This window comes from Lacrimispora algidixylanolytica (assembly GCF_003609635.1).
Taxonomy (GTDB): Bacteria; Bacillota; Clostridia; order Lachnospirales; family Lachnospiraceae; genus Lacrimispora; species Lacrimispora algidixylanolytica.
In genome coordinates this window covers 433,500-460,434 of sequence record NZ_MCIA01000001.1, presented here as the reverse complement: position 1 = coordinate 460,434, position 26,935 = coordinate 433,500, and the positions used below count along the sequence as shown (strand labels likewise).

Below are 26,935 nucleotides of genomic sequence, written 5' to 3'. Positions count from 1 at the left end.
TATGTAACTATATTGTGATATTGGTTGAGGTTTATTATTTTATAGAATATAATTAGAGTAACAATGTTAAATAGGGGGATTTGTATGAAAAAGTTAATAATTTTAGTATCTTTGGTGTTCTCAATCTTCGGTTCTATTGTAAGTTATGCAGATGAATGGAAACAGGATTCTACTGGTTGGCAATATGTACTGAATGATGGTTCTTCTCTAAGAGATAGATGGTTTCAGGAACCGGGAACCGAACAAATTTATCATTTTGATTCAAATGGGTATATGCAGTCAGGGGTCGTGACTGCGGATGGAAAGGAATACTATTTTAATGAATCAGGAGTGCTACAGACCAGTGCAGTAATACCAGATGGGCGTATGACATCTAGTAAAGGAGCAATATTTAGTGACGTAAATGATGGAGTGACGTTCCTTATAACTTGGGCCACTGATGTGAAAGTTGGAAATAGTAAAACTGTTTCGATAGCCATTAAGAATATATGTGATAAACCGATTACGATTAAAAGCAATCTAAAAATAGTTAGAAATGAAAAAATGAATAACTTATATCTGTTTGACCCTAATTCATATAGTTTTTATGAGGAAAAAACTATAAATCCCAATGAAGTCGTTGGTATGAATTTTGTTGCACCTAATATATCAGAATTTTATACAGACGAAACCAGCTTTATTGTGATACCAGTTGTAATAGGTAATAAAGAATATGGTTGTTACGTATATACACGAACAAAAATCACCCTTCATGAATCGGCGGAGAGATTGAATGAGATTGGTAGTGTTATCAATCAATAATTTTACTGGATACGAAGTATCGGATTAGTCCGTAAAAAGTGCATTAAAAGAGGAAAGACCATCAGCGGTAAATTTGCTGATGGTCTTTCCTTCTTTTATAGAATACATTTTATGCTGTGCATCACTACTTGGGTAGTATATTACTTATTTAAACATGTAATTGCCCATCAAGATTGCGTGAGGTGGTTAAAGGATTCTTCATCTAAGTTAATGGTTTCCTTGTTTTCACAAAGAGATAACATATATTGTAAAAATTGCTCCCTGTGTCCGTCTCTTTCACAGTAGTATTGATTGACTTTGGGGTCATAATGAAATGTAACCTTTGTATTAACTGCAGGCTTGTATTCAATAATTGAATCTGCAAGGCATACCAAATCGTCTTTCAATTCTTGATCTGTTATTTCCCTATCTAAGCTTAAGATTAGTGCAGATATTAAGTTTCTGTTATCATACCATTCTGTTTCAGAAGCATAATAATTTGGGTATAAAAAATGAAAATCCCACATTAATTCTCCGGGACGATGATGATCTTCAAATAAAATCAATGCAATATCCTTTGACTGATATTCTACAGCGAAAATCATTTTATTCTTTAAATTGGCTTCCAATTTTAATATATAATTAACCATTATTATCTATTTAAAATACTCCTAGCCACACTAAGTCCATTAGCAGATGCCTGCTGAAGTCCTCTGGTTACAGAAGCCCCATCACCAATAGCCCGAAGTCCTTTGACACTGGTCTCAAAGTCAGTATTTACCACAACTTTATTGGAGTAGAATTTAACTTCAACGCCATATAATAAAGTCTCATCACTAGCAATTCCTGGAGTTACTTTATCAAGGGCCAGAAGCATCTCTTTTATGTCAACCATAATACGATGTGGGAATACCAAAGATAAGTCTCCTGGTACGGCATCTTTTAAGGTAGGAATGATGTTATTTCTGCATAATCTCTCTTCCGTAGTTCTACGACCTCTCTGGAAATCACCAAAGGTCTGTACTAGAATTCGGCCATCGCAAAGCATGTTGCTGAGCTGGGCAATGTGTTTGCCATATTCAATCGGGGTCTTAAATGGTTTTGTAAAGTTTTTGGATACAAGAATGGCAAAGTTTGTGTTGTCCGTCTTGTATTCCTGGGATTTATAAGCATGACCGTTAACAACAGCCAGTCCATTTTCATAATATTCTGTGGCTACTTCACCGGATGGATTGGTGCAGAAGGTGCGCACCTTATCGTCAAAGGTAGGAGTGTAATACACAAGCTTGGCTTCGTAAAGGTTCTTATTTAAGAACTCCATGACCTCGTCCCGGACTTCAACCCGGACACCGATGTCTACGGTTCCAACCATTGTTTCAATGTTATGATCGTTGCAGATGTGACTAAACCAGTCAGAGCCTTCTCTACCGATTGCGGAAACGATTTCATCAGCGTAGATTACTTCGTCCTTGTCGGTAATGATGCCGCTTGCCTGATTGTCCTTAATGATAATGTCTTTTACCATGGTATTAAAGGACATCTCCACGCCCTGATCCAGCAGATGCTCTTGGAGGCGGGTATAGATTTTATAGCCTTCTTCCGTACCTAGATGGCGGATGGGACATTCAATCAGCTTTAAGTTGGCGTTAATGGCTTTTCGGCGGATCTCCTGGATCTCCTTTTGCTTGTCAATGCCGTAAACATTCTCATCGGCACCGAATTTCAAATAGATATTATCAGATTCTTTTAGTAGTTCTACGGTTTTATCGTATCCTAAAATTTCAGGGAGATTCCCTCCAACGTCAGGAGATAAGGAGAGTTTTCCGTCTGAGAAAGCTCCGGCTCCGGCAAAGCCTGTGGTGATGGAACAGGGCTTGCAGCCAACGCATGCCTTAGTAGTACGTTTGGGGCACTTTCGGTTCTCGATTCGGCGTCCCTTTTCAATCATAAGTATCTTAAGTTCCGGTTTCTTCTCAATCAGTTCATAGGCGCAGAATATGCCGGAGGGGCCCGCACCAATAATGATCACATCGTATTTTTTGTTTGCATCCTTCATGAACATCACTCCTTTTTCCTTCTAACCCTTAGAAATAGCCACTATGCAGTCAGTAAAAATAAATACCATTATGGAACATAAATAAGCGCAACGGTATCATTTTATCATAATAAATATAGGAAATACAAGGGATAAGATCTTAAAACTTCTGTGTTGGCCTTTACATCTTTTTTTGGAACTGTTAGAATGATAAAAGCAGCGTTAGATCCTAATCGGGAAAATCTAGCGCTTTTCAGGCGTTTAAAAGCCATTCATGTCATGAATCAAATATACCGTTAATATAGACAATAATAAGGAGAAACATCATGTTTATCATCGCAGGATTAGGCAACCCATCAAGAGAATATGAAAAGACCAGACATAACGTAGGATTTGAAGCCATTGATCTTCTGGCGGACAAACTTTTAGTTAATTTAACCGATAAAAAGCACAGGGCTTGCTGTGGGATCGGAATGATCGGTACGGAGAAAGTTATATTATCAAAGCCTCAGACTTATATGAATTTAAGTGGAGAGAGCATTGGTTCCATGGCAGATTATTATAAGGTGGAACCAGATCATATCATCGTAATCTGCGATGATATTAATTTAGAAGAAGGTCAATTAAGAATCCGGGCAAAAGGAAGTGCAGGAGGCCACAACGGTCTGAAAAGTATCATCAATCATTTAGGATCACAGGAATTTTTAAGAATTCGTGTAGGTGTCGGTGAGAAACCAAAGGAAATGGATCTTGCAGACTATGTCCTTGGACGTTTTCCAAAGGCGCAGGAAGCCTTGATGGAGGATGCCTATAAGGCTGCGGCAGAAGCTTCTATCATGGTGGTGGAAGACGGTGCTGATGCGGCTATGAATTTGTATAATAGGAAGAAATAAGGAGATCTCATGAGCGGACTATTTGAAAAACCATTGAGGGAGCTTAAGGATTTTGAAGACCTCTCAAAAGATCTGGAGAAAAAGGCCGGGCCAATCGCGGCCAGCGGCTGCATGGATTCCCAAAAGGTTCACTTAATGTACGAAGCAGCAAAGAATGCTGGAATGAAGCTTGTGGTGACCTATGATGATACCAGAGCCAGAGAGATTTTTGAGGATTTAAGCTATTTTGATAGCAATGTTTGGTTATATCCAGCCAGGGATCTTTTGTTTTTCAATGCTGATATCCATGGAAACCTGCTGACCAAGCAGCGTATGACTGTGTTTCGCCGTTTGATGGAGGAAACCTCCGGCTGGGTAGTTACTACTATTGACGGTCTTATGGATCACTTACTTCCATTAAAATATATGAAACACCAGGTGCTTTCCGTAAAAAGCGGTCAAACCATTGAAGTGGAGACCTGGAAGAAACGTCTTTTAGAGCTGGGATATGAGCGCATGGGACAGGTAGACGGCATGGGGCAGTTTTCCATACGAGGAGGAATTATTGACGTATTTTCCTTAACCGAAGAACTTCCGATTCGAATCGAGCTTTGGGATGACGAAGTGGATTCCATTCGTACCTTTGACCTTGAAAGCCAAAGATCCATTGATCAGCTAGAAGAAATTCAGATTTATCCTGCGACTGAGATGGCGTTAACAAAGGACCAGATCGAAGAAGGCATAGAAGCGATTCAAAAAGAAATAAAGAAATATGAAAAGGATTTAAAGGCGCAAACCAAGGTAGAAGAGGCTCTGCGCATCCGTTCCATCATCAATGAACTTTTAGAAGGGCTTAAGGAGGGATTTAAGCAGCAAGGACTTGATGGCTATATCCATTATTTCTGTCCGGACAGTGTTTCCTTTTTTGAGTATTTTCATAAGGAAGATTCTGAAATATTCCTGGATGAACCGGAGCGGTTAAAGGAAAAAGGGGAAACCGTGGAAATGGAGTTTCGGGAAAGCATGATTCACCGTCTGGAGAATGGTTATCTGCTTCCTGGTCAAACCAGCCTTCTTTTTACCGCAAAGGAAATGCTTGCAAGAACCCAGACAAAGTCAACCGTCTATCTCACTGGACTGGAGCAGAAACTCACTGGGTTTGCAGTAAAAAATCGCTACAGCTTTCAGGTGAAAAATGTAAGCGCTTATCAAAATGGCTTTGAGCTTTTAATTAAGGATTTAGCCAGATGGAAAAAGGAAGGTTACCGGGTAGTATTATTGTCCGCCTCAAGAACCAGAGCAAGCCGCCTTGCCGGTGATTTAAGAGAGTATGACCTAAGAGCCTATTGTCCAGATGACGGCGGAGAAAACCATGAGGTAAAGCCTGGAGAAATCCTAGTTACCTACGGCAAACTCCACCGGGGCTTTGAATATCCTATGATCAAATTTATCGTGATTACCGAAGGCGATATGTTTGGAGGAGAGAAAAAGAAGCGGAAGAAGAAAAAGACTGCTTATGAAGGCACCAAGATTCAAAACTTCTCTGACCTTTCCATAGGAGATTACGTGGTTCATGAAGACCATGGCCTTGGAGTCTACCGGGGAATTGAAAAGATAGAGCAAGATGGAGTGATTAAAGATTATCTAAAGGTAGAATACGCGGATAACGGAAATCTTTATCTTCCAGCTACCAGACTTGACGGCATCCAAAAATATGCTGGGGCAGAAGCCAAGAAGCCAAAGCTTAACCGTTTGGGCGGAGAACAGTGGAACAAGACAAAGACAAGAGTGAAAAGCGCAGTAAAAGAGATCGCAAAGGATCTTGTCATGTTGTATGCCGCAAGACAACAGACCCATGGCTTCCAGTATTGTGGTGATACCGTTTGGCAAAAGGAATTTGAAGAAATGTTTCCTTATGATGAAACAGAGGATCAGTGGGATGCGATTGAAGCCACGAAGGAAGACATGGAAAGCAAGAAAATCATGGATCGACTGATCTGCGGTGATGTAGGCTACGGAAAAACAGAGATTGCTCTAAGAGCTGCATTTAAAGCCGCACAGGATGGAAAACAGGTGGTCTATCTGGTTCCTACCACGATTTTAGCTCAACAGCATTACAATACCTTTGCTCAAAGAATGAAGGATTTTCCTATTCGGGTGGATTTGATGTCAAGATTTCGTACACCGGGACAGATAAAGAAAACCATCGAAGATTTAAAACGTGGCATGGTAGATATCGTAATCGGAACTCACCGGGTATTGTCAAAAGACGTGTTGTTTAAGGATTTGGGGCTTCTTATCATTGATGAGGAACAGCGTTTTGGTGTAACACATAAAGAAAAGATCAAGCAGCTAAAGGATAATATCGATGTTCTTACCTTAACGGCAACCCCGATACCAAGGACTCTTCACATGAGTCTCGTTGGAATCCGGGATATGAGTGTGTTGGAAGAACCACCTGTGGACCGAATGCCCATTCAGACCTATGTCATGGAACACAACGATGAGATGGTTCGTGAAGCCATTCACCGCGAGCTATCCAGAGATGGTCAGGTGTATTATGTATACAATAGGGTTAGCAACATCGATGAGATTGCAAACCACATCGCAAAGCTGGTACCAGAAGCCAATGTAACCTTTGCTCATGGACAGATGCATGAACACGAACTAGAAAAGATCATGTTTGACTTTGTAAATGGAGAAATTGATGTTTTGGTCTGCACGACCATCATTGAGACAGGTCTCGATATACCGAATGCTAACACCATGATCATACAGGATGCAGACCGTATGGGCTTATCCCAGCTTTATCAGCTTAGGGGCCGGGTAGGACGTTCCAGCCGTATTTCCTATGCGTTTCTCATGTACAAACGAGATAAGCTTTTAAGAGAAGAGGCAGAAAAAAGACTGCAGGCCATTCGTGAATTTACAGAACTTGGTTCTGGTATTAAGATCGCCATGCGTGATTTGGAGATTCGAGGAGCTGGTAATGTTTTGGGCGCCGAACAGCACGGACACATGGAATCGGTAGGATATGATCTTTACTGTAAGCTGCTAAATCAAGCTGTGTTAGAGCTGAAAGGAGAGCGAAAAGAAGAGGAAACCTACAATACCGTGGTGGACTGTGATATCGATGCTTATATTCCCACATCCTATATTAAGAATGAGTATCAGAAGCTTGATATTTACAAGCGGATTTCCAGCATTGAGAGTGAAGACGAATACATGGATATGCAGGATGAATTAATGGACCGTTTTGGAGATATACCAAAGCCGGTTGAGAATTTACTAAAGGTTGCTGCCATTAAGGCATTGGCACACAGTGCCTATGTGATTGAGGTTAATATAAACAGGCAGGAAGTACGCCTGACCATGTATAAGAATGCCAAGCTCAAAGTGGAGGGAATACCAAAGATCGTGGAGCAGTACCGGGGGGATTTAAAGTTCCTTATGGGAGAGGAACCCAGGTTTACCTATCTGGATCGGAAGAAAAATCTGTCTACAGATATCATGATAGGCCAGGCAGAGACGCTATTAAAGCAAATTGGAGAGTTGTCAGAAAAGTTTGTGTAAAATAACAAATTTAAACAAAAATAAAATGCCGTTTGGTTGATTTTTTGGTATTTTGTGATATACTAATAGTAGAAGAAGGGATTTAGTCCCAGATGCTTTCTTACTTTCAAAGTTTTCTTTTCGGAGAAAGGTGGTAGCTATGGACGTTTTAAGTATGTATCTTCTACAAAGAGTATCAGATGAACTGACGATTCAACGGAATGGTTCTTTTGAGAACCGATTTGTTTCTCCCATTCCGGACAATGCAGCAGCAAGAGTCGCTCATGAAGGTTATATAACTTCCTCAAAAGAGGTTTCTCAGCGCGTCAGACAAGGTGATTATTAACCTGGGGTGCTAACAGTCTTTCTTCTAAAACCTTAAGTTTCATAACAATTTAGACTAAGAATCAGGGTACGGTCTTTTTTTAAGCACCGTACCCTGATTTTAAATTTTGGGAAAAATGGCAGACTTAAGTATAATCTTCCACTTTCGTAGCAAAATAATATTAGTGATCTTAAATTGCACAAGATGGAGGAATTTTAATTATGAAAGCAACTGGTATTGTAAGAAGAATTGATGACCTGGGACGGGTGGTTATACCAAAAGAGATCAGAAGGACACTTCGATTAAGAGAAGGAACTCCGCTTGAGATATTCACAGACCGTGAAGGAGAAATCATTCTTAAGAAATATTCCCCTATGGTAGAGCTGACAGCATTTGCCTCACAGTATGCAGAAGCAATGGCACAGTCAACAGGACTTACTGTTTGTATCACAGACAGAGACCAGGTCATAGCGGTAGCAGGTGGTTCCAAAAAAGAGTTGATGCAAAAAACAATCAGCAAGCAATTAGAGACCGTCATTAATGAAAGGACGGTAATGATTGCAGGAAAAGATGAAAAAGGATTTATCCCTCTTACTGGGGAAGTTTTAGAAGGGATAACTGCCCAGGTGATAGCTCCCATTATCTGTGAAGGTGATGCCATCGGTGCAGTCGCTCTTTTAAGCAGAGAAGCAAGAGCTCGTTTTGGAGATATGGAAACAAAGCTTGCAAACACGGCTGCCGGTTTCTTGGGTCGCCAGATGGAAGGATAAAAAATAGCAATGGAACCGTTAGGAGGTGACTAAGATGAAGATAATTATGCCGGAAGAAGATGATTATAGTGATGGCGATATTCCAGAAATTGATACAGAACCATACGAAGATGGATTTTACGTAGAGCCACTGCCAGAATCCGAGCGCCCAAGAAGGGATGGCCCGGGGGGAAATTAATAAAAGACAGCCGCCGATCGGACAGAATGTAGATCTGTACCAACCGGCGGCTGTCTTTTGTAATTTATTTAATAGATCGTTTGATCTCCATCTTTAATGCAGTAGTTAAGCTTTACGCCAAGCTCATCCATCCACTGCCTTGTTTCAAGAGTTTTCCAATCACCACTTCCGATGCCAGAGCCGCCATCGTTATTCCACAACCAGAGAGGGCAGGGCCAAAGGGCAATCTTAGGATTGATGGCTGCGTAGACGTCTCTGTTAACGCCGTACTGACCGTGATGGGACATCTGTACGATATCACTCTTTAAATCCTCCTTTGTGGTCTGCTCCAGGAGAATCTTTCCAGCATCTGGTCCCATGTCTCCCAGAACCAAGATGCTTACGTTATTTAAGAAAAATTTATAAGCAACGGAACTATTATTGACAGAGGTAGCATCTAAAAGGTAAGGATCATTTAATACCTTTGCACGAATTTGTCCTACTTTTATTTCCTCTCCTTTGCGGACTACATGGAGCTTCTCCGCAGGAAGTGTAGCAAGAGCAGATCTTAAATCATTGACCAGATTGGATCTTGATGATTCTACCTTGTCATACCAGGACTGATCTGCCAAAGAGTAATAGACATTGTCAATGGTAATCTTTCTTCCTGGATTGTTAAGAATCTGCACCAGTGCTCCTACGTGATCTGAGTGAGGGTGGGTAATGAACCAGGCAGAAACTCGTCCGCCTTTCTTTTCAATGACGTCTGTCAGATGATCCGCATCAATATCCCAGCCTCCGTCAATGACAATCAGATTTCCATTCTTATCTTGTAAGACCATAGAGAGCATCTGTCGTTTGTCGTAGTTGGCTAAAAGAGATAAGCTGCCACCATTAAAGAGCCGTGATCCAGGCCCGGTTGCAATGGATGGGCCAAATCCCATGGAATTTGCTTTTAAATTTCCGTCTCCTGATGTAGGAGAGATGGTCTGAATGTGAAACGCAGTAAATACAATGTTTAGAAACAGCATACAAGCCGCTAACTTTTTCCATATATTAAATTCTTTCATAGCTACCTCCGGTATCAATAAATTATTCCTTATTATATCGGAATCCGTTCCATTTTAACAGTGGATTAGGACAAATGTCAGAAAATCGTCAGAATTGGAAGGAACATCCAAAGGTATATGCTATAATCTTAAAAAAGGAGGTTTCGTATATGCATACTTTTGACGATTTAGTAAATATTACAAATAAACTGCGTTCCAAAGATGGATGCCCCTGGGATAAGGAGCAGACACACGAGAGTCTAAAACAATATCTGCTAGAGGAAGCCGGCGAGGTGATAGAAGCCATTGATCATAACGATCAGGAAAATCTGTGTGAGGAACTTGGAGATATTCTCTTTCAAGTTATGATTCACAGCCAGATCGCAAAAGAAAATCAATCTTTCACCATAGACGATGTTGTAAATGGAATCTGTGAAAAAATGATACGCAGGCATCCTCATGTTTTTGGAGATAAAAAGGTGATTTCGTCGGAAGAGGGAGAAGCCCTGTGGAAAGCTATAAAATTGCAGGAGAAAGCCCGTCAAAAGAGCGAAAAACCTTGACAAAAACAGGAGAAACAGCTATAAATGATATAGTAATCGTGTTAAAGCGAAAAGTCGTAGCTCGAAGCTACATTTTTAGGAGGAAGATATCAATGAACAAAGCAGAGTTAATCACAGCAGTATCAGAAAAGGCAGAGCTGTCCAAAAAGGATGCAGAGAAGGCAGTGAAAGCTTTGACAGATGTTATATCTGAAGAGTTAGTAAAGGGCGAGAAAATCCAGTTAGTAGGTTTTGGTACATTTGAAGTATCTGAAAGAGCTGCAAGAGAAGGAAGAAACCCAAAGAGCGGAGAAGTTATGAACATTCCTGCTTCTAAGACACCAAAGTTCAAAGCTGGTAAAGCTTTAAAGGACATGGTTAACGCATAAACTATGAGGTTGGACAAGTTTCTTAAGGTTTCACGCCTAATTAAGAGAAGAACCGTTGCCAACGATGCCTGTGATGCAGGCCGCGTGCTTGTGAATGACAAGCCAGCAAAAGCTTCCTTAAACGTCAAGCAAGGCGACGTGATCGAGATACATTTTGGAACCAGTTCGGTTAAAGTAGAGGTTCTTGATGTATTGGAAACGGTGAAAAAGGATGAGGCGAAGGAACTTTACCGGTATCTTTAGCTTTTAATCTTATACGTATGATAAATTTCAGGAATAATGGAGAGTCCCTCCTAATATACTTAAGACAGGTATATTAGGAGGTTTTTCTTATGGATGAGAAGATGAATATTCGCCCTCACAGGCTAACAATAGAAAACCGTGCCTCCGGTACGTTAACAGGAATACGAGAAGTGGTGTCTTTTGATGAGAATCAGGTGATTTTGGACACAGATCAGGGGCTTTTAACCTTAAAGGGAAAAGACCTTCATGTCAGTCGCTTGACTTTGGAAAAGGGAGAAGTGGATCTAAACGGTAACATTGAAAGTTTAAATTATTCCTCCAATGAGGCACTTCGCCGGTCCGGCGAATCCCTGTTTTCCAGGCTGTTTAAATAAGGATCAGAAGGAGCCATATGAGTATTCATATCGTATATGAGGTAAAACTTCTGCTCTACAGCTTTCTAACGGGAGCAGGGCTTATGATGACATATGACCTGTTGCGTGTTTTCCGCATCTTTATCCCCCACTCCTATGTATTTATTGGGATCGAGGACATGGTATTTTGGATTTATGCTTCTTTGACCTCGTTTTCTCTTCTTTATGAACAGATAGATGGTGGACTAAGAGGTTATGTGATTGTCGGAATCTTTCTTGGGATGTTTATTTATGACAAGACCATAAGCAGGTTTTTTCTAAAGTTCTTGAAAAAATTTTGGAAATATCTTAAAATGAAAATGCGTATATTATTCCGCCGAAAAAGGCGACAATAGGGGCGACTGGTGAATGTATGAGCGTGATAGGAAAAACAAGAAGAAAAAGAAAAGACAAGTGGGGTAATCGTATGGCCCTCATTGGTATTACTTTTGTTGTATTTAGCCTAGCTGTGACAGTTACGATCAAAGGCACATCTTTAAAGGGAAGAGAGCGAGAGTATGCCATCCGTCTTGAAAACCTGGAAGCGCAGGTGGACAAGGAGAAGGAGCGAGCCAAAAAGCTGGAAGATTACCGGGTTTATGTCCAAACAAAACAATACATAGAAGAGGTGGCAAAGCAAAAGCTTGGCCTTGTAAAGCCTGATGAAATTTTGCTTAAGCCCTCTCAAAGGCAGTAATTTTTTCTGACCGTCCCTTAAAGTCCTAAAAAACGTGGCTTATGAAGGAAAATCACCCTTTAAGTACAACTTAATGTCCATAAAAACGTGGATATTTAAGTGGAAAGCTGTCGTACGATTTTAAATGATGAGTCAGCTATTTTGACAAAATATATTCCTTCCGTCTGTATATAATGTGGTCTAAAACATGTAACAGGCAGGAGGGATTTTTGTGTTCAGACGTAAACCAGCACATTACGATATGGCGAATGTGAACGTATATACGGCAAAGAGATTAAACGACATGGCAAATTCATTGGGTGAGCTTGCCAGGGCGTGCACAGATGAACTGTCAGCAGATCAGGGACTTACAAAGGAAGATGGTGTGGCTGCATTAGAGACCGCGGCAGCGATGGTATGTGCAGGATGCAACAAGTGCTTTATACAACCGGGAAAAGAGCAGGACAATCAGTATTATATGCAATATCTGATTCGTGCGTTTGAACAAAAGGGGAGCGTGGACTACGGGGATATGCCCCGTTTTTTTCTGGAAACCTGTAAAAGAAAAGATGAATATATGGTTCATTTAAATCGGGGCCTTGGAAGAGCCACCATGAATCTGGCGTGGAAAAACCGTTTTCTGGAAAGCCGTGATGCGGTCATCGTCCAGTTTAAGGAACTTGCTGTAATCTTAGAGGAATTTTCCCATCAGGTGGAGCATGCTGTTGACATCACCCCAGAATGGGAGGATGAAGTAAAGAAGGCATTTAAGCGAAACCATATTGTGATAGAAAAGATGCTCATTCTGGAATATGAAAACCGTCAAAGAGAAGCATACTTAACCATGAGGACCATGAACGGTCGTTGTGTGACTGTAAAAGATGCTGCGGAAATTTTAGAAGATGCCATGGAAGATGGGGAGTGGACGGTGGCACCAGACGGAAGGAATCTGGTGACAAAGCAATCCGATACCCTCCGTTTTGTAGAAAAGGGAGAATACAGGGTCATCTACGGAGCAGCCAAAGCCGTAAAGAGCGGAGAAGAGGTATCTGGAGATAATTATACCTTTGGACAGGTACAGCCTGGACAAGTCATTATGAGCCTTTCAGACGGTATGGGAAGCGGTAAGGGGGCAGAGGAAGAAAGTCGCCAGGTCATTGAGTTAACCCAAAGGCTTTTAGAAGCTGGATTTTCCACAAGGGCGGCCTTGAAAATGGTGAATACCGTTCTTTTATTAACTGGGATATCCCAACACCCTGCGACTCTTGATATGTGCTGCATCGATTTAAAATCTGGTATTTTAGAAGCCATGAAGCTGGGAGCAGCAGCAACCTACATACTTAGTGAAAAAGGGGTGGAGCTTTTAGAAGCAGGGGAGGTGCCAATGGGTATCTTAAACCCGGTGGAGCCGGTGCTCCTGTCTAAAAAGCTATGGGATGACAACCGGATCATCATGGTAAGCGACGGGATATTAGATGCCCTTCCTGATGATGACAAAGAGCTTATGCTAAAAGAGTTTATTGCCCGCATGCCAGTGAAAAATCCTCAGGATATGGCAGACCGGATTTTGTTGTTTGCCAGATCCTTTACGGAAACAGCAGCCGACGATATGACGGTTTTAACTGCTGGCATTTGGAAAAGAAAATAATAATTGCAACAGACATGTTTTACGGGTATATTTATAATAAAGAGGGGAGAGAATCAACTAAGGAAGGTGGCTTAATGTACAAAACGATATTGGAATTTATCAGACGGAACCGGCTTTTGCTTCCGGGGGACCGCGTCATCGTGGCGTTTTCCGGAGGAGCCGATTCGGTCTGTCTTCTTGTAATTTTAAATGAATTAAAAGATGTACTGGAAATTTCGTTAAAAGCGGTCCACGTCCATCACGGGCTTAGGGGCCTGGAAGCAGACAGGGATAGTGAATATGCAAAGGAGCTTACGGCGTCCCTTTCCCTGCCTTTTTCCTGCGCCCATGTAGACGTTACAGGCTATGCCAAGGAGCACAGGCTGTCGGTAGAGGAAGCCGGAAGGCATCTGCGTTATGAGATATTGGAACAGGAACGCATTCTTTTTGGTGGCAACAAAATCGCAGTTGCTCATCATAAAGATGATCAGGCGGAGACCATTTTATATCATTTGTTTCGGGGGACCGGTTTAAAAGGGCTTGGAGGAATAAGGCCAGAAAGAGACCGGATTGTCCGGCCTTTGCTGTCTGTTGGCAAGAGGGAAATTCTTGCATATCTGGAGGAAAAAGGGATATCTTATTGTGAGGACTCTACAAATTCCCACACCGACTATGCCAGAAACCGGATACGAGGAATTCTTCTTCCCGCCATCAAAGAGCAGATCAATGCCCGCGCTGCGGATAATATTATTCATGCCGGGGAGATGGCTGCCAAAGCCGACGAATATCTGGAAAAACAGGCACAAGTCCTCCTAAAGGAGTGGGGATGCTTTAAACGGGATGAAAATGACGCCCTTGTTTCCAGTGGAATTAAGATAAAAGGGCTTATATCCCAAGAGGATATTTTAGTGACCTATGTCATAAGGGCCATGATTCGTATGGTTTTAGGTTCCATGAAGGATATTTCAATGATTCATGTGGAAAGTGCAAAAGCCTTATTAGACTCACCTGCAGGCAAGCAAGTTGACCTCCCAGGTATGGTAACGGCTCTTAGAAGTTCCGACTGCTTGTGGATAAAGAGTCAACATAAGAAGGAAGCTGTGGATAATCCTTTAGATAACATACTTCCCAAAGTTGATTTTAACGTCTTTCCCTATAAAAAAGGTCAGGAAATTCCCCAAAACGGGTATACGAAATGGTTCGATTATGATAAAATCAAATGTGCACTCTCTGTGAGGTATCGGCAAATCGGAGATTACCTGACACTGACCGGAGGCGGCAGAAAGACCGTCAAGGCTTTTATGATTGATGAAAAGATTCCCAAAGAGGATCGTGGAAAAATCCCATTAATTGTGGATGGTTCCCATGTCCTATGGGTCATCGGATACCGGATCAGTGAATACTATAAGATAACAGAAGATACCCATACAGTAATAGAAATGCAATTAGACGGAGGAAAAAACAATGGATGATAAGATACGTGTAATGTTATCAGAGGAAGAGGTAGCAGCAAGGATTAATGAGATTGCAGCACAGGTCAGTAAGGATTATGAAGGAAAGAAACTTCATTTGATTTGTATTTTAAAAGGAGGAGTCTTCTTCACCTGCGAACTTTCTAAAAGAATCACACTGCCACTTACTATGGATTTCATGTCCGTATCAAGTTACGGCTCAGGTACCGTTTCTAGCGGTATCGTAAAGATAGTAAAGGACCTTGATGATCCCATCGAAGGAAAGGATGTTTTGATCGTCGAGGATATTATCGATTCCGGAAATACTCTATCCTATTTAATCGAAGTGTTAAAACAGAGAAATCCAAACAGCATTGAGCTTTGTACCCTGCTTGATAAACCGGAACGTCGGGTGAAGAAGCAGGTTCAGGTAAAGTATACTTGCTTTACCGTACCAGATCAGTTTATCATTGGATATGGTCTTGATTACGATCAGATATACAGGAATTTGCCATATATTGGAGTTATAGAACAGCAATAAGGAGGCAGCATGTTGAAACAACAGCAACCATTTAAAGGCTTGGGATTTCTGCTCCTTCTGGTTATCATGCTTATATTTGCCAGCAGGCTACCCCAGAAAAGTGAGATTATCACCAACCAGGAGCTTATGCAGGTGATTGATAATGGAACCATAGCTTCGGCTACCATCCGGCAGAGCGACCCGCCACCAACGGGAAAAATTGATATGACGATGTCCGATGGCACGTCAAAGCAGGCCAATGTATCCAATGTACTTGGAATCCAGGACCGCTTGGACCGCAATGGAATTACCTATACAGTGGATGCAGTTCAGAAGGAAAACCTGTTTTTGACCATTACACTGCCGCTTATACTTACAGCAGTAGCAATGGTGTTTTTGTTCATGGTCATGAATGCCAGAGCAGGAGCAGGAAGCGCCAATAACAAGATGATGAATTTTGGAAAAAGCAGGGCGCTGCTTGCAAAGGAAGCCAACAAGGTGAATTTCAGCAAAGTGGCAGGACTTGAAGAAGAAAAAGAAGAGCTGGAGGAAGTGGTGGATTTCCTCAAAAATCCCCAGAAGTATACCAGTGTAGGCGCCAGAATTCCCAAGGGAATTCTTTTAGTAGGACCTCCAGGAACCGGTAAGACCCTTCTTGGCAAGGCAGTAGCAGGCGAGGCCGGCGTGCCATTTTTCTCTATTTCAGGTTCCGACTTTGTGGAAATGTTTGTAGGTGTTGGTGCATCCCGTGTTAGGGATTTATTTGAAGAAGGTAAAAAGCATGCCCCTTGTATCATTTTCATCGATGAAATTGATGCTGTTGCCCGCCGAAGAGGTACGGGTATGGGCGGCGGCCATGATGAAAGAGAACAAACTTTAAACCAGCTTCTCGTAGAGATGGATGGGTTTGGAATCAATGAAGGCATCATCGTAATGGCAGCCACCAACCGTGTGGATATTCTAGATCCTGCCATCCTTCGTCCCGGCCGTTTTGACCGGAAGGTTGGAGTAGGAAAGCCAGATGTAAAGGGAAGAGAAGATATTTTAAAAGTTCATTCCAAGGAAAAACCATTGGGCGAAGACGTAGATCTGAAAAGAGTTGCTCAGACCACATCCGGATTTACAGGAGCAGATCTTGAGAATCTGATGAATGAAGCCGCCATTTATACAGCCAGACACAGTAAGAAGTTTATCAGTCAGGCAGATATTGATAAGGCATTTGTAAAGGTTGGCATTGGTGCCGAGAAAAAGAGTAAGGTCATTAGCGAGAAGGAAAAGAAGATCACAGCCTACCACGAAGCAGGCCATGCGATTTTATTCCATCTGCTTCCGGATCAGGGACCGGTTCATACCATTTCCATTATTCCGACGGGAATGAGTGCTGCCGGATACACCATGCCTCTGCCGGAAAAAGATCATATGTTTAATACCAAGGGTACGATGCTGCAAAATATTATGGTAGATTTGGGTGGTAGAATCGCGGAAGAACTTATCTTCGGCGACATTACAACCGGAGCTTCTCAGGATATCAAGCAGGCTACCGCAATGGCCCGTGCCATGGTGACCCAGTACGGCATGTCTGATAAAGTGGGCATGATTAATTATGGCGACGACGGTGATGAAGTCTTCATTGGAAGGGATCTGGCCCATACGAAGAACTTTGGAGGTGAGATTGCCAACACCATTGACAATGAAGTAAAGCGGATTATTGATGAATGCTATGAGAAAGCAAAGGAAATCATCGTGAAACATGAAGATGTGCTTCATAGCTGCTGTAAACTGCTTATGGAAAAAGAAAAAATTGGCCAGAAGGAATTTGAAGAACTTTTCGAAAATCCTACGGAAGTGATATAAGCTTAAGATGGCTTAAACAAATTAAAAGTGCAGTATCCGGTAAATTATCTAAGTTTACGCTCCGGAAACTGCACTTTTTTGTGATCTATCGCTATGAGTTGAAAAAATGCATAAAAATCTATTTTGAAAAAAATGATGTTTGTGCACACTTATTTTCATCATCGTGGTATATTAATAAATGTAAACCCCCCCAATACATTATATAGTTTTTGCTACACCCCATAAGAAACGAAATACCTTCTCCGAAAAACGGTCAGCTACCCCGCTGACCGTTTTTTATTATATAGGGGAGTTCTACGAACTCCCCTATATAATAAAAAGCACTCCATGCAGGATGCACATGACGCTTAAGAGGAAGATGTCACTAAAGTGACAGCGCGTCAGCGCCAGAGTCTGACAAGTCAGACTCTTTCTTAATATCTTTTTTAAGGAAAAGGCGGGGTTGTATAATTGAAACCAATCAGATAAAATAGAGATAGAGTAGGAATGAAAGGAAAGAAAGAGCATATGTGCGTTCAGCCAGAGGCTTTGAATAGAGAGGCGTTATTTACCGACGAGACTGGCAACTTTCGGTTTCCTGCGGAGCCAGAAGAAGGGGAAGAAGTAGCATTTCTCTTCCGTACTGCCGCTAACAATGTGGATACAGTGGCTTTTGTAGAGGAAAGCAGTGGAAAAGTGACTGCTATGAGTAAAACAAATTCGGATGAGATATTTGACTATTATGAAAGCAGACTGACCGCAGGCAAAGAACCCATTCGGTACTGTTTTCAGGTAAAGAAGGCAAATGAGGTCTGCTATTACAGCCGTCTAGGTGTGGAAGATGAACTTCCTACTAACGGTTGCTTCCTCCTTGTTCCTGGGTTTTCCACACCAGACTGGGCAAAAGGCGCTGTTATGTACCAGATCTTCGTAGACCGTTTCTGCAATGGGGATTTGGCTAACGATGTAGTGGACAATGAGTATGTGTACTTAAAACAGAATGTTGTCCATTCAAAGGACTGGAATAAGTATCCTGATCAGTTTGATGTATGCAGTTTCTATGGTGGAGATTTACAAGGAGTATGGGATAAGCTTGATTACCTTGAGAAACTGGGTGTTGAGGTCATCTATCTAAACCCCATATTCGTATCTCCCTCAAATCACAAATACGATTGCCAGGATTACGATTATATTGATCCCCATTACGGCGTGATTGCAAGAGATGGTGGGGAGACAGTAAATCCCGAGGAGTTTCACAATCGAAATGCCACTAAATATATGATCCGAACCACCGCTGAGGAAAACTTAAAAGCCAGCAACCAATTCTTTTCCAGATTGATAGGAGAGATTCACAAGCGGGGCATGAAGGTCATACTTGACGGAGTATTCAATCATTGCGGTTCTTTTCACAAATGGCTGGACGGAGAAGGAATCTATGATCTGTCAGGCAAGTATGAGCCGGGAGCATATAAAACAGAAGGCAGTCCTTATCATTCTTTTTTTAAATTTAACGAACAAGTTTGGCCTGATAATAACTCTTATGAGGGCTGGTGGGGCCATTTGACATTGCCAAAGCTTAATTATGAGGGCTCTAATACTCTTTGCCAGAATATCCTTGATATCGCTACCAAATGGGTCTCAGAACCTTATTGTGCAGATGGCTGGCGCCTTGATGTAGCTGCTGATTTGGGTCACAGCAGTGCCTTTAATCACAGCTTCTGGAAGGACTTTAGAAATGCGGTGAAAGCAGCCAATAAAGATGCCATCGTGCTTGCGGAGCATTATGGTGATCCTTCTGAATGGTTAAAAGGGGATGAATGGGATACGGTCATGAATTACGATGCATTCATGGAGCCGGTATCCTGGTTCTTGACCGGAATGGAAAAGCATAGCGATGAGAAGAATTTAAGGCTGTTTGGAGATGGGAATGCCTTTTTCAAATCAATGAATTATCATATGAGCCGAATGATGTCTGGTTCCTTGTTAACTGCCATGAATCAGTTGTCCAATCATGATCATTCCCGCTTCCTGACCAGGACCAACCAAAAGATCGGTCGTATCACAACAGATGGGCCAGAGGCTGCTTTAGAAGGCATCAGCTACGGAGTATTTCGCCAAGGCGTGATGATTCAGATGACCTGGCCGGGAGCACCCGGTATTTACTATGGCGATGAAGCAGGCGTTTGCGGCTGGACAGATCCCGACAATCGAAGAACGTATCCATGGGGGAATGAAAACATGGAGCTCATCGAATTCCACCGCTATATGACTGGGCTGCATCGGACAGTTAAGGCTCTGCGCCTTGGCTCCTTAAAGCCTCTTTTGGCAGGAGATCATTTGATCGCCTACGGACGCTTTTTGGGCGAGAGTATCTGTGTGGTGGCGGTAAATGGCCATACGAAAGAGCAGGAAATGCAGATACTAGTATGGCAGCTTGGATTAAAGGACGGCGAGAGCATATCCAGGGTTATGTTGACTTATGAGAGTGGTTATAATGTAGGGAAAATATCTGTTCCAGTGATAGACGGCAAAGTGGTGGTTACCATGCCACCAGTCAGTTCGATTTTACTGGCTACAGACTAAAATTGTAACTTGTACAAATGTTGGGATGTTCATTGAATTCCATAATACGCCTATGATATAATAAATTTACTTACAAGGAAGGAGTGATGATATGTCAACGAATGATGCCTTGAAAATGTTATATAAAGAGTGCCTGAAATTAGATCCGAATGAGGCCACGCAGTTGATCCTTGGGGCAGAGACAGAAGAAGAGCAGGAGTTTTATTCTATGGTCAGTGACCTTGTCCTCCAGCAAAGGCAGAGAAAAGTAATTGAGGAGAATCGGTTTTGATGAAACGATATGTTATTTTTGCAGGTGTCAATGGGGCTGGAAAGTCTACACTGTACCTAACTTTTCCCAAATATCAGCAGATGCCCAGAATTAATACTGATGAAATTCTTAGGACGTTTGGAGATTGGAGAATCACAGGTGACGTTATGAAAGCCGGAAAACTGGCTGTTCAGGAATTGAAGCGGTGTTTGTCTGATGGAATTTCCTTTAATCAGGAAACAACGCTCTGTGGTAAGACCATCTTTAAAACAATAGAAACAGCTAGGAATCAGGGATATTACATTGAATTATATTATGTGGGAGTTAACTCTGTGGAACTGGCAAAACAGAGGATTGCTTACCGAGTATCTAAAGGCGGGCATGGAATACCGGACAAAGATGTTGAAAAGCGGTATCTGGAAACGTTTCAGAACCTAAAGACTATTCTTCCCATGTGCAATCTGGCTTCTCTGTATGATAATACTAAGCAATTTAGAAGAATTGCCATCTATAAAGATGGAATACCGGTCCGCATTTCTCATAATATGCCTGAGTGGTTTCAACGAATACAATAGGAATTACCTTTGCTGTTTTCGTTTGTGAATTAATATTTTTTGTCGAAATAACTTGATTTATTTAGGATGATATGATAGAATAACAATCGCTTGTTAAAAAGCATGGGCGGGTTCCCGAGCGGCCAAAGGGGGCAGACTGTAAATCTGTTGTCGACGACTTCGAAGGTTCGAATCCTTCTCCGCCCAGTTATAACTTTATATGTGAAATAAAAACCGGTATGTTGCAATCAACATACCGGTTTTTTGTATTTGTTTTATATTCTTTTTGCCGCAAGCCGTTTGTATAGCTGAAAGAAATATTTATTCCGCCATCAAAGCTGCCATAGTAACGTAGTTGTAAGGCTTATTAAAATGAGGAAGGAAGAAAATATCCGTCAGTTTTAATTTGTCGATGGTCACCTGTTCCTGAATGGCAAGAGAGAACATATGGATGGCCATTGAAATATCATATTCGGAACACATCTGAGCACCTAAGATGATACGTGTCTTCTTGTCGTATACGATGCGGATCTTGACCTTGTAATTGTCGTGCTCGATAAAATCTGGTTTTTGAGTATCTTCATAATCTGTAGCAACTGCATCGTAACCTAGACTTTTGGCTTTATCCAGTGTGATTCCTGTTGATACCATCTTCAGATCCCAGATGCAGATACCGTTGGAACCTTGAACACCAATGGATTTTAGTGGTGTTTCACAAGCATTATGAGCCGCTACGATACCAGAGCGTACTGCATTGGTAGCTAGAGCGATGTAACTTGTTTTTTGAATGGCATTATCATATACGGTAGCACAGTCACCGATTGCATAGACATCTGGCTGACTTGTCTGCTGATGTTCGTTTACCAGATAAGCTCCATTTTTAAACAGCTCCAGACTATCTTTTCCCAACTGACTGTTTGGTTTAAAACCGATTCCTAGTACTACCATATCGGCTGGATATTCATGCTTGTCTGTAACGATCTTCTCAACTTTGCCGATTCCCTTGATACTAGTGACGGTCTCTTCGTAGGCCAGTTTGATTCCATGGCTTTCTAAGTTCTTTGACATAATATCTGTAAACTCTCTGTCGTAATAACCTGACAGACAGGTGCTGGCGGTATCAATTAAAGTAACCTTTTTACCAATCCGGTTAAATGCTTCTGCAAGTTCAACGCCAATATATCCGGCACCTACCACAACCACATTTCGGATCAAGCCATCGTGAAGCTTATCGATGACTTCTTTGGCATTTTGAAATAATTTTACATACTGAACATTCTTAAGATCGGTGCCCTCAATGGTTGGTGCGATTGGAAGAGATCCTGTTGCAAGTATGAGTTTGTCATAAGGGGTCTGATAGTTCTGCCCGTCTTTACCGGTTGCAAATACCAGTTTTTTATCAAAGTCAATATGATATACGATGGTCTCTAAATAGACCTTAGCACCCTTTTGTTCAAAGATTTCTTTGCTACAATAAAACAACCCTTCTGAAGATGAAATCTGATTTCCGATCCATAGAGCCATACCGCATCCAAGGAAACTGATGTTGTCATTGGAATCAAATATAGTCACTTCTTTATCCTTATAGTTATCTAAAATCGTGTTAATCGCCGCGGTACCGGCGTGGTTTGCTCCAATTACTACGATACGTTCCATATAATACCTCCTAAAATGGTTTATTCTCATTTATTATTGTATTAGCAGAAATACAATTCTGCTTAAGTTGATTCTACCACTTATTTGACAAGTGGACAATTGCTTCTTAATTTATTTTTTATCATGAACCAATTTTTGCAGCGGTATCCTGAATTATTCTCATTCTTAATAAGAGGGTTTATAAAAAAAGGATGCAATCGAATGAAGTTCAGAATAAATTTCCCATGAAAACAGTTGACAAGAACGGTGCGGTTTTGTATAATACATTATGTTGTTCATTGGTGAGTTCTTTTGTTTTGGCAAATAGGATAAGCTTATGATTACGTTTGATGCCGGCGTGGCGGAACTGGCAGACGCACAGGACTTAAAATCCTGCGGGCTTAATCGCCCGTACCGGTTCGATTCCGGTCGCCGGCATTCATTGTGGGAAACCTTGTACTCGATTTTGAGGACAAGGTTTTTTTGTTATCTGAATATATTAAAGGTTCTTTCGCATGTAAAAAATGTTGATAGTTAAAATCTACAAGTTTCAATGACCGTCTGCGCTCCTAGAACTACTGGCGTGGCACAAGCGGCTGAGACAGAGCAATGCCAGGTGGAAAGTAAATAACGTTAAATATTTGCGAAAAATGGAACATGTATCAATCGATCATAAACATGAAAAGGAATAGGTGAGTAAGAGATTTACAATTCAATTGTAAAAGTTGCGTAAGTTATTGTAAAACGTTGGTAAAGTCCCTATAGTTATCTGAAAACTAACCGATATATTTACTGGATCTCAAGAAATACCTGAGACAAAGGCTAAATATACATTGGAGGTTAGAAGCATGAACAGACACCGTAAGGGAATAAAAAAGGATTTGGTATTATTTACTTTAACCTGTATCGCCTGTATTGTATTTCTGTTGTCTGTAAGTTCCATTTATCTTATCTATGATACCGCTCACCGATCCCTTGCCAAGAGTTTAAAGGAAACCTCAGAGCTTGTCTCAGAAAAGATTACACAGCAGTTAAAAGAATACTCCATCATTGCAGAGTCCATTGGTCTCTATGAGAAGGGCAATGCCGAGCGTGGGGGAAATATTGGCATATTCCTTACTATTTCAAGTTCTCAGTATGGGCTAAATAAGATCGATATCATATCGGAGGACGGTACCTCCATGGCGAGCAAAAAGTCTTACAAGGACAACGGTGCCTATCAAAAGGCAAAAGAGGGAACCCCCTTTTTATCCGATCCCATCGTGGGAAATGACTCGGTGTCTTTTCAATACGCATATCCTTTTGGGGATCTTGTGATCATGCTGGAAATACCGTACTCCGTATTTGAATCCATCATAAGCCAAGCAAAGCTAGGAAGCACTGGAAGTACCTACATATTGGATAGCAACGGATTGAAGGTGGCAGCCGACGAATTTTCTGTTGTACTGGGACGGCAAAACAGCATTGAGGATGGGAAAAAAGCTCCGGGTAAGAGTCCTGAACTTGCCTCCCTTGAAGCGGACATGATAGGAGGTGGGTCTGGATTTCGTTTTTATAAAGATGGAGGAGTTAAAAAGATTGGTTCCTATGCCCCGATTAAAGATACCAACGGTTGGTCCGTGAATGTGACGGCTCTTCAGTCTGAATTTATGTCTGGGATAAAGACCTCAGTCATCTCGGCTGCAGTTTTGGGAGTCTTATCCCTATTGGTCAGTATTTTTGCCGTAGTGCAAATTACAAATCGGATTACAAGGCCAATTAACCATGTGGTGGATTCCTTAAATCGATTCTCAGAGGGAGATCTTAATATGGAACTAACCATCAAACGTGATGATGAGATCGGAAGAATCTCTCATAGCATCAATGAAATGGCAGCTAAATATAAAGATATCATTCAGGATATCTCCATGTATCTTCATCAGATTTCAAAGGGAAATCTGTCCGTGCAAAGCGGCTGTGAGTATCCGGGAGAGTTTAACAGCATCCGCACAAGCATGGAGTCTATATCTGTTGCCCTAAGCAGTACCTTAAGAAAGGTCCAGATCTCGGCTCAAGCCGTAAACAACGGAGCAGGCCAGGTATCCGATGTCTCCCAGGCCCTTGCATCAGGAAGCCAGGAACAGGCGGCGGCCGTAGAGGAGCTTAATGCCTCCATACAGGCTGTTCACCAGCAGGCAGAGATGAATGTAGAGCATGTTCGTATGGCTTCTACCTATGCAAGTCAGTCTGGCCTCAAAGTAGGGTTGGGAAATCAATATATGGAAAGTCTTAAGGAGGCGATTGAGGATATTAGTACCTCTTCCGGAAAGATAAGCAATATCACAAAGATGATTGAAGACATCGCATTCCAGACAAACCTGTTAGCATTAAATGCAGCCGTGGAGGCCGCTCGGGCAGGAAGCGCAGGTAGTGGATTTGCGGTTGTGGCAGGAGAGGTAAGGAATCTGGCTGTTAAATCAGCAGAAGCCGCAAAGCAGACTTCAGGATTAATTGAACATTCCGCAAAGGCTGTATTAGAGGGGAAAAGGCTTACTTTAGAGACTGGGAGAGTGCTGAAAGAGATTGCGGATCAGGCTGGTCAGATGGATACCTCTATGAAAGCGGTAGAAGCGTCTTCCATGGATCAGGTGCAGGCCATAGAACAGATTAATGACGGTTTATCCCAGGTTTCGGCAGTCATTCAGGCGAATGCATCGACTGCAGAAGAAAGTTCTGCGGCGGGAGAGGAACTTGAGGGACAAGCTCAGATGCTCTACGGTGAGGTGGACCGATTCTGCTTGTGTGAAGAGGTTGTTTTCCAGAAACCGGGTGAGGAAGGGTCATTTTCATAAAAATGTAGTTTTTATCTCATACTAAGAAAAAAGAAATGAGGTAATTACATGAATGCAGACGCAGAGTTGCTAAATTTTATATACCAAAATTCCCAGATGGGAGTGGAAACCATTGGACAGCTTCTCTCCATATCAGAAGAGGAAGATTTTAAAAATCATCTTTCGGAAGAACTTCAGGAATACAAGCAGATCCATGAAACAGCGAGAGAACTTTTAAACCAGCATGGGCTAAAAGAAAAAGACATCGGCACAATGGAAAAGATCATGGCTTACCTAGCGATCGATATGAAAACATTTGTGGATAAAACCCCTTCCCACATGGCAGAGATGTTGATAATGGGAGGAACCAGGGGAATCATCGACTGTATCAAGAGGATTCGACAGTATGAGGGAGAATCGAAAGAGGATATTGTATCCCTCATGAACCATCTCCTGAAGGTGGAGGAGAATCATTTGGATCGCTTGAAGAAGGTATTATAACATCGTATAATAGAGATATGTCTATATGCGAGGAGGAGTCAGGTGAGAAGATTAAGGGTGAGAAAAATAAAGGTACGAGTGAAAACGCAGGTACAAAGAAGGAGCTTATGCAAGAGGCTGAAACTCATTTTGCATAAACTCCTTTTGTTTAGGCTTCTGTTTTCCAGAAACCGTGAAGATTGCAGTAGGCATAAGCAGCTTTTGGAGAATCGCCTTCTTCTAAGGTGAAGTAAGCCACTGGATCACAATCCTTATCAAGACAAACTCTCATCAGGCAACCAGCAGTTGTGAACAGACTGACCCAAGCGATGCTGTGTTCCTCGGACATGGGATGAAAGATACTTCCTACCTTAACGGTTACATGATTTCCATTGGTTTCAATCACTGGAGTATGTTTTTCTGTGGCGCCGTCAGAGGTATTTGGCTCTAGGATCTCAAAGGGTCTTAAGCTATCGGGAATTGCGGCGTTTGGGGTGCCTAAAATGGCTTCCATAATAATGTTGTGGTTTTGGTCGGTCAAAAATACAGGTTCGTTTCTCATGGGAATCCTCCAATCATATTGATATCATTTATCAGAATTCCCAAATGAAGGCAGAAACATGATACCAACTTTTACCAATAAGAGAGGAAAGGATTTATTGCAATCAATTTTTTGTTCCTGAAAAGTAGGAAAGGTAAATTATACTTATCTCGATGGAAAGATATTTAATTTCATTATATTTTTTGTATAATTTAGAAAACTTCCCTTGACAAAAAGGCGGAAATCTTGTAAAATTACTCATGTTCCAAGCGGTTAGCCCAGATAGCTCAGTTGGTAGAGCAGTGGACTGAAAATCCACGTGTCGCTGGTTCGATTCCGGCTTTGGGCATTGTACAATTTGTACAATTATTTTCAAACTTAATCATACATGCGGGTGTAGTTCAATGGTAGAACACTAGCCTTCCAAGCTAGATACGTGGGTTCGATTCCCATCACCCGCTTTTTTCATGCCAACAAACCGGTGATACGAGATTTCCTTTAGAAGTCTTGTATCACCGGTTTTTTTGTTTTTGCGAATACAGGCACATGGAATCCTTAATACAGAGTTCTTCCTTGGGAAAAAGATAACAATGCCCAATGAAAGTGAGAAAGTTGGATCGTTAGAATAAAATCTTTATAAAAATTATTGATAGACTTTTAGAATTATATAAAAAGACAATCTTAAAACACCAAAGACTTGATATTTGGTCATGATATTGTGAAATAAATAACATTAAATAATCGATTATGTTCTATTTCAAATCACATTTCCTCCAAATAACCTGATAAAGATAAAACAATAGTTTAAATATAAAAACCTATAAAATAACTGGGTTTTAGGTAAAATCAAAAAGAATCAAACGGGAAGT

At 41.5% G+C, this 26,935-nt stretch carries 26 protein-coding genes and 4 tRNA genes; 25 read left to right on the top strand and 5 right to left on the bottom strand.

Translation table 11 applies throughout. The features are described 5' to 3' along the window. The first annotated feature begins 84 nt into the window (after window positions 1-84). Window positions 85-801, top strand: a complete 717-nt coding sequence (locus BET01_RS02220; protein ID WP_158584967.1) for a hypothetical protein — start codon at window positions 85-87, stop codon at window positions 799-801. Window positions 802-968: 167 nt separating this feature from the next. Here the strand turns inward: BET01_RS02220 and BET01_RS02215 are convergent, their stop codons facing one another. Together BET01_RS02215 and BET01_RS02210 are read right to left on the bottom strand one after the other, a co-directional pair. Further along, entirely contained in the window at window positions 969-1,430 is a 462-nt protein-coding gene (locus BET01_RS02215) for a hypothetical protein (protein WP_120195109.1), read from the bottom strand. 2 nt (window positions 1,431-1,432) lie between these two features. Next, window positions 1,433-2,836, bottom strand: coding sequence for an NAD(P)/FAD-dependent oxidoreductase (locus BET01_RS02210; RefSeq protein ID WP_120195108.1), 1,404 nt, complete (start codon window positions 2,834-2,836; stop codon window positions 1,433-1,435). 305 nt (window positions 2,837-3,141) lie between these two features. Here BET01_RS02210 and pth point away from each other — a divergent pair, with 305 nt between their 5' ends. The 5 genes from pth to BET01_RS02185 all read left to right on the top strand — a co-directional run bounded on the left by pth (window position 3,142) and on the right by BET01_RS02185 (window position 8,512). Continuing rightward, window positions 3,142-3,708 (top strand): aminoacyl-tRNA hydrolase, encoded by a 567-nt coding sequence (gene pth / locus BET01_RS02205; protein WP_120195107.1) that lies wholly within the window; start codon window positions 3,142-3,144, stop codon window positions 3,706-3,708. A gap of 9 nt (window positions 3,709-3,717) precedes the next feature. Beyond that, window positions 3,718-7,260, top strand: coding sequence for a transcription-repair coupling factor (gene mfd, locus BET01_RS02200; RefSeq protein ID WP_120195106.1), 3,543 nt, complete (start codon window positions 3,718-3,720; stop codon window positions 7,258-7,260). Between the two features lie 139 nt (window positions 7,261-7,399). Continuing rightward, a complete protein-coding gene (locus tag BET01_RS02195) occupies window positions 7,400-7,585 on the top strand; it encodes a hypothetical protein (protein ID WP_120195105.1) in 186 nt (61 codons plus the stop codon). A 200-nt stretch (window positions 7,586-7,785) separates the two neighbouring features. Then, window positions 7,786-8,334, top strand: a complete 549-nt coding sequence (gene spoVT / locus BET01_RS02190) for a stage V sporulation protein T (RefSeq protein WP_120195104.1) — start codon at window positions 7,786-7,788, stop codon at window positions 8,332-8,334. Window positions 8,335-8,368: 34 nt separating this feature from the next. Beyond that, window positions 8,369-8,512 carry an AE-binding protein gene (locus BET01_RS02185; RefSeq protein WP_120195103.1) on the top strand — a complete coding sequence of 48 codons (144 nt, stop codon included), beginning with the start codon at window positions 8,369-8,371 and terminating at the stop codon, window positions 8,510-8,512. Between the two features lie 68 nt (window positions 8,513-8,580). Here BET01_RS02185 and BET01_RS02180 read toward each other — a convergent pair whose 3' ends face one another. Then, entirely contained in the window at window positions 8,581-9,561 is a 981-nt protein-coding gene (locus tag BET01_RS02180) for a ComEC/Rec2 family competence protein (protein WP_120195102.1), read from the bottom strand. 149 nt (window positions 9,562-9,710) lie between these two features. Between BET01_RS02180 and BET01_RS02175 the strand changes: the two genes are divergently transcribed. The 14 genes from BET01_RS02175 (at window position 9,711) to BET01_RS02110 (ending at window position 20,807) form a co-directional block, all read left to right on the top strand. Further along, complete coding sequence (locus tag BET01_RS02175; protein WP_120195101.1) at window positions 9,711-10,103, top strand: MazG family protein; 393 nt, start codon at window positions 9,711-9,713, stop codon at window positions 10,101-10,103. Between the two features lie 92 nt (window positions 10,104-10,195). After that, window positions 10,196-10,471: an HU family DNA-binding protein gene (locus BET01_RS02170; protein ID WP_120195100.1), complete on the top strand. Its 276-nt coding sequence runs from the start codon at window positions 10,196-10,198 to the stop codon at window positions 10,469-10,471. A gap of 3 nt (window positions 10,472-10,474) precedes the next feature. Further along, window positions 10,475-10,714, top strand: a complete 240-nt coding sequence (locus BET01_RS02165; protein ID WP_120195099.1) for an RNA-binding S4 domain-containing protein — start codon at window positions 10,475-10,477, stop codon at window positions 10,712-10,714. Between the two features lie 89 nt (window positions 10,715-10,803). Next, window positions 10,804-11,088 carry a sporulation protein YabP gene (gene yabP, locus BET01_RS02160; protein WP_120195098.1) on the top strand — a complete coding sequence of 95 codons (285 nt, stop codon included), beginning with the start codon at window positions 10,804-10,806 and terminating at the stop codon, window positions 11,086-11,088. Between the two features lie 17 nt (window positions 11,089-11,105). Further along, window positions 11,106-11,462 carry a spore cortex biosynthesis protein YabQ gene (gene yabQ, locus BET01_RS02155; RefSeq protein ID WP_120195097.1) on the top strand — a complete coding sequence of 119 codons (357 nt, stop codon included), beginning with the start codon at window positions 11,106-11,108 and terminating at the stop codon, window positions 11,460-11,462. 17 nt (window positions 11,463-11,479) lie between these two features. After that, complete coding sequence (locus tag BET01_RS02150) at window positions 11,480-11,803, top strand: septum formation initiator family protein (protein WP_120195096.1); 324 nt, start codon at window positions 11,480-11,482, stop codon at window positions 11,801-11,803. A gap of 211 nt (window positions 11,804-12,014) precedes the next feature. Beyond that, window positions 12,015-13,430, top strand: a complete 1,416-nt coding sequence (locus tag BET01_RS02145; RefSeq protein WP_330512336.1) for a SpoIIE family protein phosphatase — start codon at window positions 12,015-12,017, stop codon at window positions 13,428-13,430. A gap of 74 nt (window positions 13,431-13,504) precedes the next feature. Next, complete coding sequence (gene tilS / locus BET01_RS02140) at window positions 13,505-14,881, top strand: tRNA lysidine(34) synthetase TilS (protein ID WP_120195095.1); 1,377 nt, start codon at window positions 13,505-13,507, stop codon at window positions 14,879-14,881. After that, window positions 14,874-15,401, top strand: coding sequence for a hypoxanthine phosphoribosyltransferase (hpt, locus tag BET01_RS02135; protein ID WP_120195094.1), 528 nt, complete (start codon window positions 14,874-14,876; stop codon window positions 15,399-15,401). Before tilS ends, hpt begins: the two co-directional genes overlap by 8 nt. 12 nt (window positions 15,402-15,413) lie before the next feature. Beyond that, entirely contained in the window at window positions 15,414-17,234 is a 1,821-nt protein-coding gene (gene ftsH / locus BET01_RS02130) for an ATP-dependent zinc metalloprotease FtsH (protein ID WP_120195334.1), read from the top strand. 486 nt (window positions 17,235-17,720) lie between these two features. Further along, window positions 17,721-19,796 carry a glycoside hydrolase family 13 protein gene (locus tag BET01_RS02125; RefSeq protein ID WP_243117092.1) on the top strand — a complete coding sequence of 692 codons (2,076 nt, stop codon included), beginning with the start codon at window positions 17,721-17,723 and terminating at the stop codon, window positions 19,794-19,796. A gap of 91 nt (window positions 19,797-19,887) precedes the next feature. After that, on the top strand, window positions 19,888-20,067 hold the full coding sequence (locus BET01_RS02120; RefSeq protein ID WP_120195093.1) for a hypothetical protein: 180 nt from the start codon (window positions 19,888-19,890) through the stop codon (window positions 20,065-20,067). After that, entirely contained in the window at window positions 20,067-20,621 is a 555-nt protein-coding gene (locus BET01_RS02115) for a zeta toxin family protein (RefSeq protein ID WP_120195092.1), read from the top strand. Before BET01_RS02120 ends, BET01_RS02115 begins: the two co-directional genes overlap by 1 nt. 104 nt (window positions 20,622-20,725) lie before the next feature. Beyond that, window positions 20,726-20,807, top strand: a tRNA-Tyr gene (locus tag BET01_RS02110). Window positions 20,808-20,921: 114 nt separating this feature from the next. On the opposite strand, the gene nox is transcribed toward BET01_RS02110, so the two are convergent. Beyond that, a complete protein-coding gene (gene nox, locus BET01_RS02105) occupies window positions 20,922-22,256 on the bottom strand; it encodes a H2O-forming NADH oxidase (RefSeq protein ID WP_120195091.1) in 1,335 nt (444 codons plus the stop codon). Between the two features lie 331 nt (window positions 22,257-22,587). Between nox and BET01_RS02100 the strand changes: the two genes are divergently transcribed. From BET01_RS02100 to BET01_RS02090, 3 genes are all read left to right on the top strand, one after another. Further along, window positions 22,588-22,673: transfer RNA gene (locus tag BET01_RS02100), tRNA-Leu, on the top strand. Window positions 22,674-23,083: 410 nt separating this feature from the next. Then, entirely contained in the window at window positions 23,084-25,066 is a 1,983-nt protein-coding gene (locus tag BET01_RS02095; protein ID WP_120195090.1) for a methyl-accepting chemotaxis protein, read from the top strand. A gap of 48 nt (window positions 25,067-25,114) precedes the next feature. Continuing rightward, complete coding sequence (locus BET01_RS02090) at window positions 25,115-25,546, top strand: hypothetical protein (protein ID WP_120195089.1); 432 nt, start codon at window positions 25,115-25,117, stop codon at window positions 25,544-25,546. Between the two features lie 148 nt (window positions 25,547-25,694). Here the strand turns inward: BET01_RS02090 and BET01_RS02085 are convergent, their stop codons facing one another. Beyond that, window positions 25,695-26,087 carry a desulfoferrodoxin family protein gene (locus BET01_RS02085; RefSeq protein WP_120195088.1) on the bottom strand — a complete coding sequence of 131 codons (393 nt, stop codon included), beginning with the start codon at window positions 26,085-26,087 and terminating at the stop codon, window positions 25,695-25,697. Window positions 26,088-26,342: 255 nt separating this feature from the next. On the opposite strand from BET01_RS02085, the gene BET01_RS02080 reads away from it, so the two are divergent. Both BET01_RS02080 and BET01_RS02075 read left to right on the top strand, forming a co-directional pair. Beyond that, window positions 26,343-26,415 (top strand) — tRNA-Phe (locus BET01_RS02080). Between the two features lie 41 nt (window positions 26,416-26,456). After that, window positions 26,457-26,527: transfer RNA gene (locus tag BET01_RS02075), tRNA-Gly, on the top strand. Window positions 26,528-26,935: the final 408 nt, after the last annotated feature.